We start from the raw sequence: 19,983 nt of genomic DNA, 5'->3' as shown, positions 1-19,983 counted from the left end.
TTCGCTGTGCTCACCATGCAGGACGCGCTGCTGGCGCTGACGAAGTACTGGACCGACCGGGGCTGCATGATCGTGCAGCCGTTCAACACCGAGGTCGGAGCCGGGACGCTGAACCCGGCGACGATCCTGCGGGTGCTCGGTCCCGAGCCGTGGCGGGTCGCGTACGTCGAGCCGAGTGTCCGGCCCGACGACAGCCGCTACGGCGAGAACCCGAACCGCCTGCAGACCCACACCCAGTTCCAGGTGGTGCTCAAGCCGGACCCGGGCAACCCGCAGGAGCTGTTCCTGGCCAGCCTGGAAGTGCTCGGGATCGACATCCACGCGCACGACATCCGGTTCGTCGAGGACAACTGGGCGAACCCGGCGACGGGCTCGTGGGGTCTCGGGTGGGAGGTCTGGCTGGACGGCCTGGAGATCACCCAGTTCACCTACTTCCAGCAGGCCGGCGGCATGACGCTGGACCCGGTGTCGGTGGAGATCACCTACGGCATCGAGCGGATCATGATGGCGCTGCAGGGCGTCTCGCACTTCAAGGACATCTCCTACGCCCCGGGCATCTCGTACGGCGAGGCGTTCGGCCAGGCCGAGTACGAGATGAGCCGGTACTACCTGGACGACGCCGACGTCGAGTCGCAGAAGCGCCTGTTCGAGGAGTACGCGAATGAGGCCCGCCGGATGATCGACGACCGGCTCCCGGTGCCCGCGCACATCATGGTGCTGCGCTGCTCGCACACGTTCAACGTGCTCGACGCCCGCGGTGCCGTGAGTACGACGGAACGCGCCAAGGCCTTCGGCCGGATGCGGACCCTGGCCCGCGAGGTCTCGCGCCTGTGGGCCGAGCGCCGCGCCGAGCTCGAGTACCCGCTGGGGATCGCGGAGCTGCCAGCCGCTGCGCCGGAGCCCACTGAGTTCCCTGCCAGCAGCGGGACCCGGCAGCTGACTTTCGAGATCGGCACCGAGGAGATGCCGCCGTCCGAGGTCACCAAGACCGCCGAGGCCGTGAAGACCGCCCTCGCCGAGAAGCTGGCCGCGACACGGCTCGGCCACGGCGACATCACGACGTACGCGACGCCGCGCCGGGTGATCGCGTTCGTCGCCAGTGTGCAGTCCGGTGAGCCCGACGCCGAGCGGGTTGTGCGCGGCCCGCGGAAGTCGGCCGCGTACGACGCCGACGGCAACGTCACCAAGGCCGCCGCCGGGTTCGCCCGTGGTCAGGGTGTCGACGTCAGCGAGCTGCACGATCTGGACGTCGACGGCGTCGAGTACGTCGCGGTGACCAAGCCGGACCCGGGTCGCGGGGCCGCCGAGGTGCTGAGCGGCGTACTGAGCGAGATCGTCAGCGGACTACGGTCGGACAAGAACATGCGCTGGAACGACGCCAAGCTGTCGTTCACCCGGCCGATCCGCTGGCTGGTCGCGCTGCTCGGCGACCAGGTCGTCCCTGTGTCGGTGTCGACGCTGGCCGCCGGCCGGATCACCCGGGTTCACCGCAACGCCGCGCAGCCGAAGGTGGAGATCGCCGCGGCCGAGGGGTACCTGGACCTGCTCCGGATCCACGGCATCGAGGCCGACCCGGCCCGGCGGCGCGAGCAGATCGTGACCGCGGCGCGCGAGCTGGCCGCGGGCGCCGGCGGCACGGTCGACGTCGAGGGCGAGGCCGCCCTGGTCGACCAGATCGTCAACCTGATCGAGGAGCCGACCTCGATCCTCGGTGGCTACTCCGCCGACTACCTCGAGCTGCCGGGCGAGATCCTCACCACGGTGATGCGCAAGCACCAGCGGTACCTTCCGGTCCGTGACGCGGACGGCAAGCTGCTGCCGCACTTCGTTGCCGTGGCCAACGGTTCGGTCGACGAGGACGTGGTCCGCGGTGGCAACGAGGCCGTGCTGCGGGCGCGCTACGAGGATGCGGCGTTCTTCTGGCGGGCCGATCTGGAGACGTCGCTCGAGGACATGAAGAGCGAGCTCGAGAAGCTGGCCTTCGAGGAGCGGCTCGGCTCGATGGCGGACCGGGCCGGGCGGATCGGCCGGATCGCGCTGTCGCTGGCGTCGACGGTCGAGTTGGGTGACGACGACCTGACCACGCTGAAGCGGGCGGCCGAGCTGGCGAAGTTCGACCTCGGGTCGCAGATGGTGGTCGAGCTGACCAGTCTGGCCGGCGCGATGGCCCGCGAGTACGCGCGCCGGGCCGGTGAGACCGAAGGGGTCGCGCAGGCGCTGTACGACATGGAGCTGCCCCGGTCGGCCGGGGACCCGGTGCCATCGACGACTCCGGGTGCGCTGCTGGCGCTGGCGGATCGCTTCGACCTGCTGGCCGGGCTGTTCGGCATCGGCGCGAAGCCGACGGGTAGTTCCGACCCGTTCGCCCTGCGTCGTGCTGCTGCCGGCGTGGTCGCGATCCTGCGTGAGCACCCGGAGCTGCGGGCGATCACACTGCCTGTCGGTCTGCAGGCCGCCGCGGCGGAGATCGGTGCCCAGGGCATCGACGTACCGGCGGAGTCACTCGACGAGGTGGCCGAGTTCACCGTCCGGCGCTACGAGCAGCAGCTGCTCGACCGTGGCGACGACCACCACCAGGTCGCCGCAGTGTTGCCGTTGGCAACGGCTCCGGTGGTCGCGGACGAGACGCTGGCGTCGCTGCAACAGCTGGTCGGCGGCACCGAGTTCGCCGACCTGGTCGCCGTCCTTCAGCGGGTACGGCGGATCGTCCCGGAAGGCACCGAGGCGTCGTACGACGCGAGCAAGCTGACCGAGCCGGCCGAGGTCGTCCTGCACGAGGCCGTCCAGAAGGTCGGCCAGGCACCGACCGCGCTGGCTGATTTCGTCAGCGCCGCCTCGGTTCTGGTCGAGCCCGTCACCACCTTCTTCGACGAGATCCTGGTGATGGCCGAGGACCCGGAGATCCGCGCCGCCCGCCTCGGCCTGCTGGCCACCATCAACGCCCTGGCCGCCCCGGTCCTCGACTGGCAGGCCCTGGGCACCAGCCTCAACCCATCCACGTAACCGCCCTCCCCGCCCTGGGGGGACGCGACCACGATCCACGATTTGGGCCTCTTCTGCTGGGTGTGTGGGCGAAGTGAGCGAGGTCGGCTGGTGTGCAAGCTCGACAGGAGGTGTCGGTCCAGGGGTGGCGGTCGGGCGAGGCATTCACGCCTGGCCCCGGCCGGCCCGGTCCGGCCGGGGCGGACACCTCCTGTCGACCTTGCACACCCCAGCCACCGTCGGCCCCCGGGGCTGTCATCGTCTGCACCCCCGCCTGACTGCCACGCGTCGCACTCCCGGGCTGTCATCGTCTGCACCCGCGCCTGACTGCCACGCGTCCCCCCCGGACTGTCGTCGTCCGCACCCCTCTGGGCTGCCACCCGTGCGCACCCGGCCAGCCGGCCGGCGGGCAGGTGCGGTGACTGGACGCACTCGTCGTGGTGGCCGTGAGACCGGCACCGATCCCCGCGACCCGTGCACCGATTCCCCGGGATCTGAAACCTGAGACCTGGGACTTGGGACACCATCTGGGGAGCTCGGACAGGCTGTGCCGTGTTCGAAGGCGCCACTGCCTGTCCGAGGTCGCGGGTAATCCCAGCGAGCAACACCCCGGCGACCCGGCAGGTCGCGACTGCGGCGCCTTGAGGTCTGGTTGCTGCCGGCCGGGCCGGATATCGGGGAACCCGGGCCCGGATGACCGGGCCTGGATGACCGGGCCTGGATGACCGGGCCCGGGGATGCGGGCGGTGGCTCGGGGTGGGCAGGCTCGACAGGATGTGTCGGTCCTGGCAATGGCCTGGCCGGCCGTGAATGCCACGCCTGACCGGCACCCCTGGACCGACACGTCCTGTCGAGCTTGCACACCGGCCGACCTCGCGCACGGCCGGAACGCGTTGCGTACCTCAGGATCTGATGCCTGCCCTGACGATGTGTACGTCGCCCACACATCCAGCAGGAGAGCCCCATCTGGTGGGTGGGCGTCCGGAGTGGTGGGTTCTGCACCGTGGTTTCGGGGCGCCAACCCGCAGTTTGATGGGTGGGCCTCCCAAATAGGGGCGGCCGTCGCTGCCGTATAGGGAGCGGGGTGGACGTGCGGGCTAACGGACGTGCGGCTAACGGATGTGGGCTAACGGATGTGGGCTAACGGATGTGCGGGCCGAGGAGGGTGGTGAGGCGTTCGCCGATCAGGCGGTAGCCGTCGGGCCCTGGATGCACATCATCGGCATACAGGGCCCGAGCTTCGTCCACGCTGAGCACGGTCCGCCCGTCGATGAGCTGGATGTCCGGATCCCTGCGCGCGCCGAGCTCCACACACTCGCGTACGTCGTCCAGCGTGAGCCCGACCGCGTTCGGTTTGCCCTCGCGGTTGGGCGCGAACAGGGGCGTGATCACCACGATCGGGGTCTTGGGGTGGCCTGCGCGGACTGTCGAGATGAAGGCCTCGATCTGGCCGGGCAAGGTGCGGCCGCTGAAGGTTTCGCCGCCGTAGATGTTGATGCCGAGGCATAACGAGATCAGACGGGCCGGGAGGTCGCGGATCGTGTGGGCGGCGACCGGGTCGAGGTGGCATTCGCCGGCGAAGCCGAGCGAGACACAGTTCCAGCCGTGCTGCCGGGCGACCAGCGCCGGCCAGGTCTCGGACGGGCCGTAGGCGCCGCCGCACTGGGTGATCGAGCTGCCGTAAGTGACCCAGCGTGGCCCGGTCGGCGCCAGCGGCTCGGCTTTTGCTGGCTCCTTCCCCGCCCCACCGCCCCGGTCAGGGCCGTCGAACGCAAGCCCGCGGATCGCGACGACGCCGAGTTGAGGTAGCCAGATCTCCACCTCGACCGAGCGACCCGGCAGGTCGACGCTCAGGCGTTGCTCACCCTCGCGGACAGCGCAGCGCGCGTGCAGTTCGCCGTCGACCAGGACATCCACGGGCGCGATCGCTTTGGCGATACCGCGCGCCGCCCGGATCTCCAGTCCGACCGAGGACGCCGACGTACGCCAGGCTCCGCGCACACCGGCGGGGGTCGCGGCGCGCTCCCAGAGCCGGTGGCCAGGCCGATCCGGTGACCCGGTCCAATCGGTCAGGCCGAAGTCGTGACCACGCGGATCGAGTCGCCAGAATGTCGTCCAGCCGTCCGCATCGACCTCCCGATGCTGGAAACCGGTCCACAAGGCGTCGCTCACGTTCGCCCTCCTCGGATGCCCCGGAGTGACCGGGCGACGGGTTGCGCGGCGGCGGACGTGAGGCGCGAGACCGCGCGCGCACCGAGGCTGGCGTTCACATGGGCGAGCATGACCGCGGCGGCGGTGCCGGAGTCTCCGGCAGCGATCGCGTCGACCAGTGCGAGGTGCTCGGTGTGGGTGCGGTCCAGATCCTCCTCGGTCCGGCCGTCCTCGAGAGCAAGCCTGCGGTACCGGTCGGCTTTGTCCCACAGCCCGTCCAGGGTCTGGACGAGCAGCTCGTTGTGCGAGGCCGAGTAGATCGCGACGTGGAACCGCCGGTGCGTGAGCAGCTCGGCCGACCCGGGGTCGGTCCGTAGCGGTCGCAGCCCGTCGGCCGTCTCCCGGATCAGGGCGAGATCCTCTCGGGTACGCCGCTCCGCCGCCAGGCCGGCCGCCAGCGGGTCGAGCGAGCGGCGGATCTCGACCAGATCGCGCGCCTCCTCCGCGGTCAACCGGGTGACGCGCGCGTCCCGATGCGCGTCCAGCTCGACCAGGCCCTCGGTCATCAGCCGGCGCAACGCCTCGCGCAGGGGTGTCGTGCTGATGCCGAGCTCGCGGGCCAGGTCGGCCTGCGGGATGACCGCACCGGGTCCGAGTCCGCCGCGCAGCACCTGGTCGCGGACGAGCTCGTAGGCGATCTCGGCCTTGGTCACGGGATCCTCCAGCTAGTTATAACGACCGGCTGGCTCAGAATACCTTGAGATCATGCCTTGAGACGAGATCCGCCGAACACTTGACGTGAGTCGTTATAACGACTCACACTCCTCACCATGGCTGACAACTTCCGGTTGGGTGTGCTGCTGGGTGACGGCATCGGGCCCGAGATCGTGCCCGCCGCCGTTCAGGTGCTCGATTCCGCTCTCGCCGCCGTCGGTGCGCCGGCCGTCGAGTGGGTGCCGCTCCCGGTCGGCGCCGCGGCGATCGACACCCACGGCAGCGCGCTCCCGGAGGTCACGGTCGAGACCCTCGACAAGCTGGACGGCTGGCTCCTCGGCCCGCACGACAGCGCGTCGTACCCGGCGGAGCATCGCGCGCAGCTCAACCCGAGCGGGTTCCTCCGCAAGCACTTCGATCTGTTCGCCAACATCCGCCCGGCGAAGGCCTTCGACGGGACGCCCGCGCTGCTGCCCGGGCTCGACCTGGTCGTGGTCCGGGAGAACACCGAGGGCTTCTACGCCGATCGCAGTACCTATCGCGGCACCGGTGAGTTCATGCCGACCGCGGACGTGGCGATCGCGATGGGCATCTTCACCCGTCCCGCGATCGAACGGATCGCACGGCAGGCCTTCGAGCTCGCGGTCCAGCGCCGCAAGCATCTGACCATCGTGCACAAGGCAAACGTGCTCCGGACCACGACCGGCTTCTTCCTGGAGATCTGCCGGGAGATCGCCGCCGAGTACCCCGACGTCGCGGTCGACGACTTCCACATCGACGCGATGACCGTCCACCTGGTCCGGCACGGGGCGGACTTCGACGTACTGGTCACGGAGAACATGTTCGGCGACATCCTGTCCGACCTGACCGGCGAACTGGCCGGCTCGCTCGGGATCGCTCCGTCCATCAACGCCTCGCACGAGCGGGCGATGGCGCAGGCGGCGCACGGCTCGGCTCCGGACATCGCCGGCCGCGGCCTGGCCAACCCGACCGCGATGATCTCCTCCGGCGCGATGCTGCTCGACTGGCTCGGCAACCAGCCGGCCGCCGAGCTGATCGATCGCGGTCTCCGGGCAGCGGTGGCCGGAGGCGTCCGTACGGCGGACCTCGGCGGCACGGCCGGTACGGCGGAGTTCACCGCGGCCGTCGTCGAGTCGATCAACGGGCTCGCATGAACATCCAGTCACTGCGAGGCATCGCGCCCGACTACCTGCCGCGGACCCTCCGGATCCTTCTGGAGAACGCACTGCGGCACGGCACGGCGAGCGACGTACTGCGCGACTGGAAGCCGGGCGCGACCGGTGAGCTGGAGGTCTACCCGTCACGGGTATTCCTGCACGACACGAACGGCGTACCCGTGCTGGCCGACCTGGCCGCGATGCGCGACGCCATGGTTGCCCGTGGCAAGGATCCCGGACTGGTCGACCCGGTGATCCCGGCCGAGCTGGTGGTCGACCACTCGGTGATCGCGGACGTGTTCGGCCGACCGGACGCGTTGCGGCGCAACGTCGAGCTGGAGTACGAGCGCAACGCCGAGCGGTATCGCTTCCTGCGCTGGGGACAGCGCACGTTCCGGCAGCTCGAGGTGGTGCCGCCGGGGTCCGGGATCATGCACCAGATCAACCTGGAGCACCTGGCCCGGGTGGTCGAGGAGCGCGACGGCTGGGTGTTCCCGGATCTCTGTCTGGGCACCGACTCGCACACCACGATGGTCAACGGCCTGGGTGTGCTCGGGTGGGGGATCGGCGGGATCGAGGCCGAGGCGGCGATGCTCGGGCAGTCGGTGTCGATGATGCTGCCGCCGGTGGTCGGCGTACGCCTGACCGGTGCGCTGCCGGTCGGGACGACCGCGACCGACCTGGTGCTGACGATCACCGAGACGCTGCGGGCGCACGGTGTGGTCGGCAAGCTGGTCGAGTTCACCGGCCCTGCGCTGGCGGACCTGCCGGTGCCGGACCGGGCGACGATCGCGAACATGAGCCCGGAGTTCGGCTCGACGGCGGCGTACTTCCCGATCGACGAGCGCACGCTCGAGTACCTGCTCTTCACCGGCCGCACGCCGGAGAAGGTCGCGCTGGTCGAGTCCTACGCCCGTGAGCAGGGCCTGTGGCACGATCCGTCCGTCGACCTGACGTACGACGAGTGCCTGGACATCGACCTGACCACAGTGGTCCCCTCCATCGCCGGACCTCGTCGGCCGCAGCAACGCACGCAACTGTCGACCGCCAAGCAGGCAGTCGAGCGTGAGTTGCCGGCCGGCCCGCGCACCACGACCACGGTCGGGCACGGTGCGGTCGTCGTCGCGGCCATCACGTCCTGCACGAACACGTCCAACCCCGCGGTGATGGTTGCCGCCGGTCTGCTCGCCCGCAACGCCGTCGAGCGCGGTCTTGCCAGCAAGCCGTGGGTGAAGACGACGCTGTCTCCCGGGTCGCGCGTGGTGATGGACTATCTCGGCGACGCCGGACTCACGCCGTACCTGGAGAAGCTTGGCTTTCACCTGGCGGGGTTCGGCTGTATGACCTGCATCGGGGCGTCGGGTGCGTTGATCGACGAGGTCGCCGAGGCGGTCCGGACGCAGGACCTCACCGTTGCGGCTGTGCTGTCGGGCAACCGGAATTTCGAGGGCAGGATCCAGGCCGATGTCCGGCTGAACTACCTCGCATCGCCGCCGCTGGTGATCGCCTACGCCCTCGCCGGCCGGATGGACATCGACCTCCTCTCCGAGCCGCTCACCGCAGAGGGACCGCCGGTCTACCTGAAGGACCTTTGGCCCGAGACGGCCGAGATCGAAGCGGTGATCGGCCGCACGCTCAAGCCCGAGTTGTTCGATCGCGCGTACGACGATCTGTTCGCCGGCGACGACCGCTGGCAGCAACTCGCTGCGCCGGCGGGTGAGACCTTCGCCTGGGAGGACTCGACGTACCTTCGCCGGCCGCCGTACTTCGACGTGCAGCCGACACCGGGTGACTTGGTCGGCGCTCGCGCGTTGGTGCGGCTTGGCGACTCGGTCACCACGGACCACATCTCGCCCGCGGGCGCGATTCCGCCGGACAGCGTGGCCGGTCGCTATCTGCGCGACGCTGGGACGGACCAGCTGAACACGTATGCGTCGCGACGCGGCAACCATCAGGTGATGGTCCGTGGCGCCTTCGCCAACCTGCGGCTGCGCAACGCGCTTGCGGACGGCGTCGAAGGCCCGGTCACACCCGGCCCGGACGGCGTCCTGACCTCGATCTACGACGCGGCCGAGGCCTACCGCGCGGCCGGCGTGCCGATCGTCGTTGTCGCCGGCAAGGAATACGGCACCGGGTCGTCGCGCGACTGGGCGGCCAAGGGCCCGGCGCTGCTCGGAGTGCGGGCGGTACTCGCGCAGTCGTTCGAGCGGATCCATCGATCGAACCTGGTCGGCCTCGGCATCCTGCCGCTGGAGTTCCTGCCCGGAGAAGGCGACGACCTCACCGGAACAGAGCCCATCGACATCCGGCTCGGCACGGACGGCTTTGCCACCGCGTGCTCCGCGGGCCGGACCTACCGGCTGAAGATCCGCCTCGACACACCTCGCGAAGTCGACTACTACCACCACGGCGGTGTGCTGCCCTACGTGCTGCATCGCCTGAGCGAAGGGCAGCCCTCGTGATCGCCTCGATCAACCCCGCCAGCGGGGAAGAACTCGTCACCTTCGACGCGTACGACGCGGACCGTGTCGACGCGATGCTGACCGCCGCAGCGGTTGCCCAGGGCAACTGGCGCTGGACCGAGGTGTCGGAGCGGACCGACCTGCTCACCGCACTCGCCGACACGCTGCGGAGCCGGAAGCCCGAACTCGCCGCGCTCATCACCAGCGAGGTGGGCAAGCCGCTGACCGAGGCGGTCGCCGAGATCGAGAAGTGTGCGATCACGTGTGAGTACTACGCGTCCCGCGCGGAAGGCTTTCTGGCCGCGGAGACGGTCACGACCGACAGCCGGGTCGAGTTCGAACCGCTCGGTGTCGTCCTCGCGGTGATGCCCTGGAACTACCCGTTCTGGCAGTTCTTCCGGTTCGCCGCGCCGGCCCTGGCCGCGGGCAACGGCGCGATCCTCAAGCACGCCAATTCGGTCCCGCGCTGCGCGCTGGCGATCGAGTCCGTCCTGCGGGACGCCGGGATGCCGTCCGGATTGATCGGGGTCGTCCTGGTCGAGACCGAGCAGGTCGCCGGCCTGATCGAGGACGACCGGATCGCGGCCGTCACCTTCACCGGCTCCACCGAGGTCGGCGGCATCATCGCCGCGCAAGCCGGACGGGCCCTGAAGAAACAGGTCCTCGAACTCGGTGGCTCGGACCCGTTCATCGTCCTCGCCGACGCCGACCTGGATGCGGCCGCGCGAACGGCCGTCACCGCGCGGTTCCTCAACGCCGGGCAGAGCTGCGTCAACGCGAAGCGGTTCATCGTCGAGGAGTCCGTCGCCGACGATTTCGTCGCCCGTTTCGGTACGGCAGTTGATCGGCTCGTGATCGGTGATCCGGTCGACGGCGCCACCACGATCGGCCCGCTGGCCCGGGCCAATCTGCGCGACACGTTGCACGCGCAGGTTCGCCGTACGGTCGAAGCCGGCGCGGCCCTCGTCCGTGGCGGCGACGTGGTCGACCGGCCCGGGTTCTACTACCAGCCGACCGTGCTCGACCACGTACTGCCGGGGATGGCGGCGTTCGACGAGGAGACGTTCGGACCGGTCGCGGCGATCACGCGGGTGCGCGACGCGGACGAGGCGATCCGGCTGGCGAACCAGACCGAGTTCGGACTGGCTGCGTCGTTGTGGACGCGGCCGGAGCGCGCCCGTGAGCTGACCCGGCGGCTGGACGCGGGGGCGGTGTTCGTCAACGCGATGGTCGCCTCGGATCCGCGGCTGCCCTTCGGCGGGATCAAGCGGTCCGGGTACGGTCGCGAGCTGGGCGTGCACGGGATGCGCGAGTTCATGAACACCAAGACCGTCTGGTCGGCCGAGCCGGCGCCGCGCTTGGTGATCCGGCCGGACGAGGTCGAGGTGTTCGACCGGGGCAGGGGCGTACGCACCGTTCCTTATGTCGGCGCCTGGAACTGTGGACCCAACCGGGTCACCACCGGTACGACGGTGTTTGCCGTCGGCACCGAAATCCCGCTGCACTCGCACAATGTCGAGGAGTCGGTGCTGGTGTTCTCCGGCCAGGCGACCGCGGTGATCGACGGCGAGCGGGTCGACCTGGAGGCGGGTGACGCAACCTGGGTCCCGGCCGGCGTACCGCACCAGTTCATCAACCGCGGCGACGGCGAACTGACCATCTACTGGGTGTACGGCGGGCGCGAGGTGACGCGGACGATGACCGCGACCGGCGCGACCGTGGCGCACCTCTCGGCCGGGGACCGCGGCGCCGTTGCCGCGTCAGGAAAGTAACGAGTAAGCTGATGTAACAGGTGATGCAAAAGAACTAAGGTTACGCTCACCTCACTGTGGAAGGGAAGTCCCTGAATGACCGCGGAAGTTGCGGAACAGCAAAACCCCGAGCTCCATCACTCGCACCGCGACGTCACCGGCGGCTGGCTGCGGCCCGCCACCTTCGGCGTGATGGACGGCCTGGTATCGAACTTCGCCCTGGTCGCCGGTGTGGTCGGCGGCGGCGCGACCGGCAAGGTCGTGATCATGACTGGGCTGGCCGGGCTGGTCGCCGGCGCCTGCTCGATGGCCTCGGGAGAATTCACCTCGGTCTCATCCCAGACCGAGCTGATGAAGTCCGAGATCGAGGTCGAGCGGCGCGAGTTGCGGATCCACCCCGAGGAAGAGGAACGCGAGCTGGCCCGGATGTACGAGGCGAAGGGCCTGCGCCCCGAGCTGGCCGCCGAGGTCGCCCGTGAGCTGACCGTCAACCCCGAGGTCGCGCTCGACGTCCACGTGCGTGAAGAGCTCGGTGTCGACCCCAACGACCTGCCGTCCCCGTGGGTCGCGGCCGGTTCGTCGTTCGCCGCGTTCGCGATCGGCGCGCTGATCCCGCTGATCCCGTTCATCTTCGGCGCCGCCAGCGTGCTGCCGGCGTTGCTGCTCAGCGCGGTCGGCCTGGTCGTCACCGGCGGCATCGTCGGCAAGATCACCGCCCGCCCGTTCTGGTACGGCGGCGGACGACAGCTGCTCCTCGGTGGGCTGTCGGCCGGTGTCACCTTCGTGATCGGCCTGGCGGTTGGGACCGGTTTGTCATGAACCTCGTCGTCACGGCCCTGGTGAAGCAGGTGCCCAAGGGTGATCACAGCGGACGCCTCGACGCGGACGGCCGGCTCGAACGGGCCGGCGCGATCGCCGAGATGAATCCGTTGTGCCGCCGGGCCGTGGCTCAGGCCGTCCGGCTGGCAGGGGAGTCCGGAGGTCGCAGTACGGCGATCACCATGGGTCCGCCCGCGGCTGCCGACGTACTGCGAGAAGCGCTGGCCTGGGGTGTCGACGATGCTCTCCACCTGACGGATCCCGCACTGGCCGGCTCGGACTGCCTCGTCACCGCCCGCGCGCTCGCGTCGACGATCGGACTGCTGGAGGATCGCCCGGACCTGATCCTGGTCGGCGCCAGCTCGGTCGACGGCAGCACGGGCGCGGTCGGTGCCATGCTCGCCGAGCTCCTCGGCGTCCCGTTCACCGGGCCGGTTCTCTCGCTGGAGCCGGACGAGACCGGCCGAAGGCTGCGGACCACCGTTCAGTACGACACCGGCACCGAGGAGGTAGTCGTCGACCTGCCCGCAGTCGTGGCGGTCGCCGAACGCTCCTGCCCGCCGGCCAAGGCTCCGGCCGAGTCGTGGCCACCCGCCAGTGCAGTCCGTCGCGTCACCACTGCCGACCTTGCCCCCGGTTGCTGGGGTCTGCCTGGGAGCCCGACCAAGGTCGCCCAGGTCCACCCGGCGCCGTTGACCCGCGACCCGGTCATCTTCCGCGGTCGCCCCCAGACCCAGGCCAGCCGGGCTGTCACCGAACTGCTCGCCCGGGGCTGCTTCGAAGCGCCGACAGCGCAAGCGGCGGAAGTCGTGCCCACTCCACATCCCCTGGGGACCGAGGTGGTTGCGCTGGTCGGTCCAGGACCAGTGGCCGGCACTCGGGCGCTACTGGGAGCCGCCGCCGCGCTCGCGGTCCAGGTCGGCGGTGCGGTGACCGCAGTAAGAACAGTGCAGAGCGACGACGATCTCGCGCGGTGGGGCGCCGACAGTGTGGTGACGTTGACTGCCGACGAGCCGCGTCCCGTGGCCGCTGTGTTGGCCGAGTGGATCCGCGAACGGTCGCCGTGGGCCGTGCTCGGTGCCGCCTTGCCATGGGATCGCGAGGTGCTGGCCCGGCTGGCCGTCGCCTCAGGGGCCGGGCTGATGTCGGACCTGGTCAGCCTGAGCGTCAAGCCTGGTACGACGCCGCGCCTCGCCGGACTGAAACCGTCAGGCGGTGGAACGCTCGCGGAGATCGTCAGCCACGGCTCACCACAGATCGCCACGCTCCGGACCGGCCTCTTGCCTTTGCGCGAACCGCGTGCCGACCGAGAACTCACCGACCACCTGCTGCAGGTCCCTGCGGATCCGGCGATCCACCGGGCGGAGCGTCGTACCGGAAGTGACGGCGACGCGCTGGACCGGGCCGAGGTGGTGATCGGCATCGGCCGGGGCGTGCAGCCCGAGACGTACGCCGAACTCGAGCCGATGCGCGTACTCCTGGGCGCCGAACTGGCCGCCACCCGCAAGGTGACCGACGAGGGCTGGTTACCGCACGGGCGCCAGGTCGGCATCACCGGACGCAGCATCGCGCCGCGGATGTACCTCGCGGTCGGCCTGTCCGGCAACTTGAACCACCTGGCCGGCGCGAGCCGGGCCGGGACCGTACTGGCCATCAACACCGACCCGGCGGCAGAGATCTTCGCGCAGTGCGACGTCGGTCTGGTCGCGGACTGGCGGGAGGTGATGCCCCACTTGGTCGATCGACTCCGCGTCGTGGTGGGCACCGGCAGATAACCTGTGCGGCATGGCGACGACCCGACGGACGAAGGCTGCGGTGAAGACCACTGAGACCGAGGCCTGGCTGCTACTGATCTACAAGGTGCCGAGCGACTCGTCGCGGGCGCGGGTGGCGGTCTGGCGGGAGCTGAAGCGGCTCGGCGGGTTCTACGTCCAGCAGGCCGTGTGCGTGCTGCCGGATCGCGAGAACCTGCGGACCGGCATGGAGAAGGTGCGGGAGCGGGTCGCCGAACTCGGTGGCTCGAGTGTCTTCCTCACCCTCACCGACGTCGATGACGACGCCCGTGACCAGTTCGTCGAGGGCTTCCGGAGTCAGTCCGCCAAGGAGTACGCCGAGATCGTCGAGGAGTGCGACACCAAGTTCGTCAAGGAGATCGAGTTCGAGCGTTTCCGCGAGAACTACACCTTCGAGGAAGCCGAGGAGATCCGGCAGGACCTGGAGAAGCTCCGCCGCTGGCTGGCCAAGGTGGAGCACCGGGACTGGATGGGTGCCGACGGCAAGGATTTGGCGAGATCCAAGGTAGCCGACTGTGAGCGGCTGCTGGAGGAGTTCGAGGCCGATGTGTACGAACGGACCGAGGGAACTGTCTGACCGGAGACTATGTCCGGCGTTGCGTGGTGCGCTTCGCCTTGGGCAGGGTCAGCAGTCCTTCATCCGCGAGCGAGTAGCCGTTCAGGTCCTCGCGCAACTGGTTCATCCGTTCGGTGTGGTCGAGCGAGTGTTCGCGGTCGCCGGCGGCCACGGCGATCGTCAGCGCCTCCAGCAGGATCAGTACGGTCGCCTGGCTGGTGAACGTGCCCGGACGGCTCATCGGTGCGGACAGCACGACGGCGACCTCGTCGCGCAACGCCTCGCCGAGCGTGTCCGTCAGCAGGATCACCGGTACGCCGGTCGCGGTGCAGTGATCCAGGATCACGCGGGTCTCACGGGTGATCCGGTTGTGCCCGATCACGATCACCACGTCCTCGGCGGTGATCAGCAGCAGCCGGTCGGCCAGCCGGTAGCCGGTGTCGGACGCGGCCCGGGCCCGGTGCCCGATCCGGGTCAGATGGGTGGCGATGTACTCCGAGACCCCGTCGAGGCCGGCGAATCCGCAGATCACCGTCTCCCGGGCCTGGTCGATCAGCTCGACCGCCCGCCGGAACTCGGCTGCGTCGATCGACCGCTCGGCCTGGGTCAGGCGCTCGATGTGGTCGCGCAGGGTCGCGCTCAGCACGGCCTCCGGGCCGTCGCCGACCGTCTCGAGGCTGGCGCTCAACCGGTTCGCGGGGGTCAGCAGGCTCTGCAGATGGCCCTGCAGCGACCGCTTCAGGCCGGGCAGACCGTCGAAGCCGAGGGCCTTGGCGGTGCGGACGACGCTGGCGTCGCTGGTCCCGGTGGCCCGGCCGAGCTCCTCGGCGGAGGAGAAGGCTGCTTCCTGAGGATGGGTGGACAGGTACTCGGCCACCCTGCGCTCGGTCGCGGTCAGCGTCCCGATCCGGGCGGCGACCCGCTCCTGCAGGCTGGGTGGCTTGGGTTCCGCAACAGTCACGACGGCTCCTTCGCCTCGCAGGACTACTACCCGTATCCGCCGATCATGTCATCCGCCCGGTCAAGATCACCGGCAGGTAAACGATCGGCTGACTCGTTGACAGCCACTGTAGCAGTCACTACCGTCGTCTGAAACTTCGTAGCAAACACAACGAACCCTGGATTTCCCTCCGATTTCACTGGAGATTCCCGTGACCGAGCTCCTCAGCATCGACCTCACCGCGGCCGACCCGCGCGAGCGGGGCCGCCAGTACGGCGAGGCCGCGCGGGCGCCGATCGCCCGGTCAGTGGCCTTCTACGCCGAGTCGACGGCCCGGAAGACCGGCCTGTCCTGGCCGGAGATCCTCGACCGGGTTCCCGCCTGGGTACCGGTGATCGAGGGCTACCTGCCGGACATCGTCGACGAGTTGCGCGGCATCGCGGAGGGTTCCGGCCACAGCTTCGAGGAGATCCTCGCGCTGAACAGCCGGGGCGAGCTCACCAAGGGCAATCCGTTCAGCGCCGATCGCCGGTCCGAGGACGAGGGCTGCACCTCGTTCGCGATGCTCCAGCAGGCGAACGCGCTCGGCCGGGTCTGGGCGGGCCAGAACTGGGACCTGTGGGACGCGATCGCCGACACCGTCGTCGTCCTGCGCATCGCCCAGCCCGGCAAGCCCACCATCATCTGCCATGTCGAGGCCGGCCAGATCGGCCGGCACGGCGCCAACTCCGCCGGGATCGCGTTGAACGCCAACGGTCTCGGCGCCGGATTCGGTACCGGACTGGGGGTTCCCGGTACCTTCGTCCGCCGCAAGGTGCTCGAGAGCTGGGACATGCACGACGCGCTGGACGCGATCTTCAGCGTCCGGCAGAGCCTGTCCAGCAACCTGCTGCTCACCCATGCCGACGGTTTCGCCATCGACGTCGAGACCACTCCCGGCCGGCACGGCTGGATGTACCCGACCGAGGGGTTGCTGGTGCACGGCAACCACTTCCAGTCCTTCGTCCCGCCGCAGATCGAACAGTCCTACAAGCCCTTCTCGGTGGACTCGCTCTACCGGACACCGCGCGTCGAGGAGGGCCTGTCCCGGGTCCGCGTCGACGGCACCACCGAGGAAGCGGTCGAGACCATCGTGCGGACCACGATGAGCGACCACTTCGGCCACCCCAACGCCGTCTGCCAGCACGTCGATCCGCGCCGGCACGAGCTCGACCGCTATTCCACGATCGTGTCCAGCCTGGTCGATCTGACCACCGGCACGTATCGGCTCACCCCCGGCCTCCCGTGTAGCAACAGCTACCAGCAGGCCCCCTGGAACTTGTACGACGGTCCCGGTTCCGAGGACCGTCCGCACGTCCCCGGCCCGGCGCACTCCCTCGCCGCCGCCAGGTGATCCCCACTACCCCTGCAAGGCATCTTCGACTCGAGGAGCGAATGCCATGTCTGTCTCCGTCACGAGAATGCGGTGCTCCGTCGCCGCTCTCGCCCTGACCCTCGCCGCGGTCGCCTTGGCCGGCTGCGGTTCGTCCGCCTCCCCGGCCACTGGTGCCGCCCCGAACGCCGATCGTGCTGCGGCCGCCCAGGGCGTCAGCTCGGACGTCAACCTGGAACAGTGCGGCAAGCCGACGCGCACGATCAAGCACGACCTCGGCACCACCACCATCACCGGCAACCCGACCCGGGTGGTCGCGCTGGAGTACTCCTTCGTCGACGCGCTGGTCTCGGTCGGGATGTCCCCGGTCGGCGTCGCCGACGACGACAAGCCCGACCGGATCATTCCCGGGATCCGCAGCAAGATGGGTGAGTACAAGTCGGTCGGTCTGCGGGCCACGCCGAACATCCAGGTGATCACCGCGCTGAAGCCGGACCTGATCCTGGCCGAGACCGGCCGGCACAAGGCGATCTACGACCAGCTGTCCAAGATCGCCCCGACGGTCGCCTTCCCCAGCCTGAACGGCAACTACCAGCAGGTGGTCGACAGCGAGATGTCGACGGCGATCGCGCTGAACAAGTGCGACCAGATGAAGACCCGGCTGGCCGAGCACGAGAAGGTGATGGCCGAACTGAAGGCCAAGGTGCCGACCGACGACAAGCGCAAGGCGATGTTCGTGGTCACGTCGGACAAGGGCTTCACCGGCTTCCCGCCGAAGTCCTACACCGCCGGCGTACTGAAGCTGCTCGGCATCGACTCGCCGCTGTCCGACGAGGGCGGTGACGCCTCGGTCTCGCTCACCCTGGAGACGCTGGTCGCCACCAAGCCCGACTCGATGTTCATCGCCGGCTGGACCGACAAGACGCTGGCCGAGACCTGGGCCAAGAGTCCACTGTGGAAAGAGGTGCCCGCGGTGAAGAACAACGCGACGTACAAGGTCGACCAGAACATCTGGTCGAGGTCGCGTGGGTTGCTGGCCTCCGAGTTGATCGCCCAGCAGGCGATCGAGAACCTCTACGGGAAGTGACATGTCGCTCTCCACGGGCACCCTGCCCCCACCGGCTGACACCGCGGACGCCGCCCACCGGCGTCCGCGGGTCACCACCAACCGGCAGCGCGTCACCTGGGTGACGGCGGCGATGCTGGTGCTGCTCGCCGCCGGGACGGCCTGGAGCCTGTCGATCGGCAGTCAGCACATCGATCTGAGCAATCTGCCGGCCGCGATCTTCCACGCCCGGACCACCGACGAGTTGATCGTCCACTCGATCCGGCTGCCCCGGGTGGTGCTGGCGCTCTGCGTCGGCGCCGCCCTGGCGGTGGCCGGTGCGCTGATGCAGGCGGTCGCGGCGAACCCGCTGGCCGCTCCCGAGATCATGGGCGTCAACGCGGGTGCGGTGCTGGTCGTCGTCCTGGCGGTCACCGTGGTTCCGTCGCTGTCCGGTGCGCCGACGATCCTGCTGGCCTTCGGCGGCGCGGCAGCCGCCGGCGTCTCGGTGATGTTGCTGGCCGGATCGGGGCGTGGCCGGGTCAGTCCGGTCCGCCTCGCACTGGCCGGCGTCACGGCGAGCAGCCTGCTCATCTCGCTGACCCAGGTGCTGATCATCTTCGACGAGAACTCGACCGACAGTGTGCTGTTCTGGCTGGTCGGCGGCGTCAACTACGCCGGGTGGACCGACATCCGGAATCTGGCGCCGTGGCTGGTGATCGGCCTGGCCGGTGCGTTCGCGATGGCCCGGCCGCTGAACCTGCTCGCGCTCGGTGACGACATGGCTCGCGGACTGGGCCAGAACGTCGAACGCACCCGGCTGTTCGGGTCGGCCCTGGTGGTCGTGCTCTGCGGCGCGGCCGTGTCCGTGGCCGGTCCGGTCGCGTTCATCGGGCTGATCATCCCGCACATCGTCCGGCGGCTGGTGGGATCCAGCTACGTGGTCCTGCTCCCACTGTGTGCCCTGGGCGGCGGCGCCCTGGTGCTCTACGCGGACACCGCCTCCCGGTACGTCAAACCGCCGTTCGAGGTGCCGGCCGGAGTCGTCACGGCTCTGATCGGTGCGCCGATCTTCGTCTACCTCGCCCGCCGACAGAAGGTGACCTCATGAACGAGCGGAGCGAGTTCATCAATCCAACACAGCCGACTTGTGCCTCATCGGCGCCCGGAGCGAAGCGAGGACGACGATGAGTGGTACGACTATTGTCGCGCAGCAGGTCGGGCGTACTTCGCTGGCCAAGAAGCATCCCGCGATCCTGATGGCGTCACTCGGAGCGCTTGCCGTACTGCTGAGCTTCTACGGTCTCAGCGTCGGCGCCACGGACGTGTCCCTGGGCGACGTGTTGCGGGCGCTGGTCGGCGACACCTCGACGCAGGCGTCGCAGATCGTGGTCCAGTTCCAGTTGCCGCGAGTCCTGCTCTGTTGGCTGGTCGGCACCGCTCTCGCGGTGTCGGGCGGGGTCATGCAGGGCGTGATCCGGAACCCGCTGGCGGCCCCGGACATCATTGGCGTGACCAAGGGTGCGGGCTTCGCGGGGATGTTGATGCTGCTCGCGATCCCCGGTCTGCCCGTGGTGGCCGTCGTACCCGCCGCCTTCCTGGGCGGTCTGGCTGCGGCTGGGATCGTCTACCTGCTGGCTTACCGCCGCGGGGCGACACCGGTGCGCATCGCGCTGGTCGGTATCGCGGTCAGTGCGGCGTTCGAGGCGGGCATCCGGTTCCTGTTGGTGCGCAACCCGCTGGACGTCAGCGCCGCACTGATCTGGCTCACCGGCAGCCTCTTCGGCCGGTCGATGACCTCGGTGCTGGAGATCCTGCCCTGGGTCCTCATCCTGGTCCCGTTGATCGTCGTGTGGAGCCGCAAGCTCGACGTCCTCGGTCTCGGCGACGACCTGGCCGCGGGGCTCGGCGAACCGGTCGAGAAGACCCGCAGACTGCTGTTGTTCTTCTCCGTCGCACTGGCGGCCGCGGCGGTGGCCGTGGCCGGCACGATCGGCTTCGTCGGCCTGATCGCACCGCACATGGCACGCCGCGTGTTCGGCGGCAAGCACATGGCCTCGATCCCGGCCGCCGCCCTCTTCGGCGTACTGCTGATGCTGATCGCCGACATGATCGGACGCGGTCTCGCCCCGCCGCTCGAGATCCCCGCCGGTCTGGTGACAGCCGTCGTCGGGGGCCCGTACTTCCTGTACCTGCTCGTGAAGACCGGAAAATAGGAGA

14 protein-coding genes are annotated in these 19,983 nt (G+C 69.5%); 11 read left to right on the top strand and 3 right to left on the bottom strand.

Translation table 11 applies throughout. From position 1 onward, the window contains the following. The first annotated feature begins 15 nt into the window (after window positions 1–15). Window positions 16–3,003: a glycine--tRNA ligase gene (locus OG558_RS04285; protein WP_405072110.1), complete on the top strand. Its 2,988-nt coding sequence runs from the start codon at window positions 16–18 to the stop codon at window positions 3,001–3,003. 1,119 nt (window positions 3,004–4,122) lie between these two features. Here the strand turns inward: OG558_RS04285 and OG558_RS04280 are convergent. Next, entirely contained in the window at window positions 4,123–5,154 is a 1,032-nt protein-coding gene (locus OG558_RS04280) for a GDSL-type esterase/lipase family protein (RefSeq protein ID WP_405069054.1), read from the bottom strand. Then, window positions 5,151–5,846 (bottom strand): GntR family transcriptional regulator, encoded by a 696-nt coding sequence (locus OG558_RS04275; protein WP_328526436.1) that lies wholly within the window; start codon window positions 5,844–5,846, stop codon window positions 5,151–5,153. The genes OG558_RS04280 and OG558_RS04275 overlap by 4 nt, the downstream gene beginning before the upstream one ends. Window positions 5,847–5,963: 117 nt before the next feature. Here OG558_RS04275 and OG558_RS04270 point away from each other — a divergent pair, with 117 nt between their 5' ends. The 6 genes from OG558_RS04270 (at window position 5,964) to OG558_RS04245 (ending at window position 14,427) form a co-directional block, all read left to right on the top strand. Continuing rightward, the gene (locus OG558_RS04270) at window positions 5,964–7,022 is read left to right on the top strand and encodes an isocitrate/isopropylmalate dehydrogenase family protein (protein ID WP_405069053.1); all 1,059 of its coding nucleotides are present in this window, start codon (window positions 5,964–5,966) and stop codon (window positions 7,020–7,022) included. Continuing rightward, the gene (acnA, locus tag OG558_RS04265) at window positions 7,019–9,487 is read left to right on the top strand and encodes an aconitate hydratase AcnA (protein ID WP_405069051.1); all 2,469 of its coding nucleotides are present in this window, start codon (window positions 7,019–7,021) and stop codon (window positions 9,485–9,487) included. Before OG558_RS04270 ends, acnA begins: the two co-directional genes overlap by 4 nt. After that, the gene (locus OG558_RS04260; protein WP_405069049.1) at window positions 9,484–11,259 is read left to right on the top strand and encodes an aldehyde dehydrogenase family protein; all 1,776 of its coding nucleotides are present in this window, start codon (window positions 9,484–9,486) and stop codon (window positions 11,257–11,259) included. The genes acnA and OG558_RS04260 overlap by 4 nt, the downstream gene beginning before the upstream one ends. Before the next feature lie 75 nt (window positions 11,260–11,334). Continuing rightward, window positions 11,335–12,057 (top strand): VIT1/CCC1 transporter family protein, encoded by a 723-nt coding sequence (locus OG558_RS04255; RefSeq protein WP_329481739.1) that lies wholly within the window; start codon window positions 11,335–11,337, stop codon window positions 12,055–12,057. Further along, the gene (locus OG558_RS04250) at window positions 12,054–13,832 is read left to right on the top strand and encodes an FAD-binding protein (protein ID WP_405069048.1); all 1,779 of its coding nucleotides are present in this window, start codon (window positions 12,054–12,056) and stop codon (window positions 13,830–13,832) included. Before OG558_RS04255 ends, OG558_RS04250 begins: the two co-directional genes overlap by 4 nt. 10 nt (window positions 13,833–13,842) lie before the next feature. Beyond that, a complete protein-coding gene (locus OG558_RS04245) occupies window positions 13,843–14,427 on the top strand; it encodes a Chromate resistance protein ChrB (RefSeq protein WP_405069047.1) in 585 nt (194 codons plus the stop codon). A gap of 7 nt (window positions 14,428–14,434) precedes the next feature. Here the strand turns inward: OG558_RS04245 and OG558_RS04240 are convergent, their stop codons facing one another. Next, a complete protein-coding gene (locus OG558_RS04240) occupies window positions 14,435–15,367 on the bottom strand; it encodes a MurR/RpiR family transcriptional regulator (protein ID WP_329481734.1) in 933 nt (310 codons plus the stop codon). A gap of 190 nt (window positions 15,368–15,557) precedes the next feature. Here OG558_RS04240 and OG558_RS04235 point away from each other — a divergent pair, with 190 nt between their 5' ends. The 4 genes from OG558_RS04235 (at window position 15,558) to OG558_RS04220 (ending at window position 19,979) form a co-directional block, all read left to right on the top strand. Then, entirely contained in the window at window positions 15,558–16,739 is a 1,182-nt protein-coding gene (locus OG558_RS04235) for a C45 family autoproteolytic acyltransferase/hydolase (RefSeq protein WP_405069045.1), read from the top strand. 46 nt (window positions 16,740–16,785) lie between these two features. Beyond that, the gene (locus tag OG558_RS04230; protein WP_405069043.1) at window positions 16,786–17,805 is read left to right on the top strand and encodes a Fe(3+) dicitrate ABC transporter substrate-binding protein; all 1,020 of its coding nucleotides are present in this window, start codon (window positions 16,786–16,788) and stop codon (window positions 17,803–17,805) included. 1 nt (window position 17,806) lies between these two features. After that, window positions 17,807–18,874, top strand: coding sequence for a FecCD family ABC transporter permease (locus OG558_RS04225; RefSeq protein ID WP_405069042.1), 1,068 nt, complete (start codon window positions 17,807–17,809; stop codon window positions 18,872–18,874). Between the two features lie 76 nt (window positions 18,875–18,950). Then, a complete protein-coding gene (locus OG558_RS04220) occupies window positions 18,951–19,979 on the top strand; it encodes a FecCD family ABC transporter permease (protein ID WP_405069041.1) in 1,029 nt (342 codons plus the stop codon). Window positions 19,980–19,983 lie beyond the last annotated feature (4 nt).

This window comes from Kribbella sp. NBC_01510 (assembly GCF_045040325.1).
In the GTDB taxonomy this organism is placed as follows: Bacteria; Actinomycetota; Actinomycetes; order Propionibacteriales; family Kribbellaceae; genus Kribbella.
Note: the sequence above shows the minus strand (reverse complement) of the source record. Positions and strands in the feature narration are given on the sequence as shown.

What these genes read in the sequence shown, in the direction of transcription:
- OG558_RS04285 (WP_405072110.1), top strand. Translation starts at nt 16, where the DNA reads ATGCAGGACGCGCTGCTGGCGCTGACGAAGTACTGGACCGACCGGGGC.
- OG558_RS04270 (WP_405069053.1), top strand. Translation starts at nt 5,964, where the DNA reads ATGGCTGACAACTTCCGGTTGGGTGTGCTGCTGGGTGACGGCATCGGG.
- acnA (WP_405069051.1), top strand. Translation starts at nt 7,019, where the DNA reads ATGAACATCCAGTCACTGCGAGGCATCGCGCCCGACTACCTGCCGCGG.
- OG558_RS04255 (WP_329481739.1), top strand. Translation starts at nt 11,335, where the DNA reads ATGACCGCGGAAGTTGCGGAACAGCAAAACCCCGAGCTCCATCACTCG.
- OG558_RS04250 (WP_405069048.1), top strand. Translation starts at nt 12,054, where the DNA reads ATGAACCTCGTCGTCACGGCCCTGGTGAAGCAGGTGCCCAAGGGTGAT.
- OG558_RS04245 (WP_405069047.1), top strand. Translation starts at nt 13,843, where the DNA reads ATGGCGACGACCCGACGGACGAAGGCTGCGGTGAAGACCACTGAGACC.
- OG558_RS04230 (WP_405069043.1), top strand. Translation starts at nt 16,786, where the DNA reads ATGTCTGTCTCCGTCACGAGAATGCGGTGCTCCGTCGCCGCTCTCGCC.
- OG558_RS04225 (WP_405069042.1), top strand. Translation starts at nt 17,807, where the DNA reads ATGTCGCTCTCCACGGGCACCCTGCCCCCACCGGCTGACACCGCGGAC.
- OG558_RS04220 (WP_405069041.1), top strand. Translation starts at nt 18,951, where the DNA reads ATGAGTGGTACGACTATTGTCGCGCAGCAGGTCGGGCGTACTTCGCTG.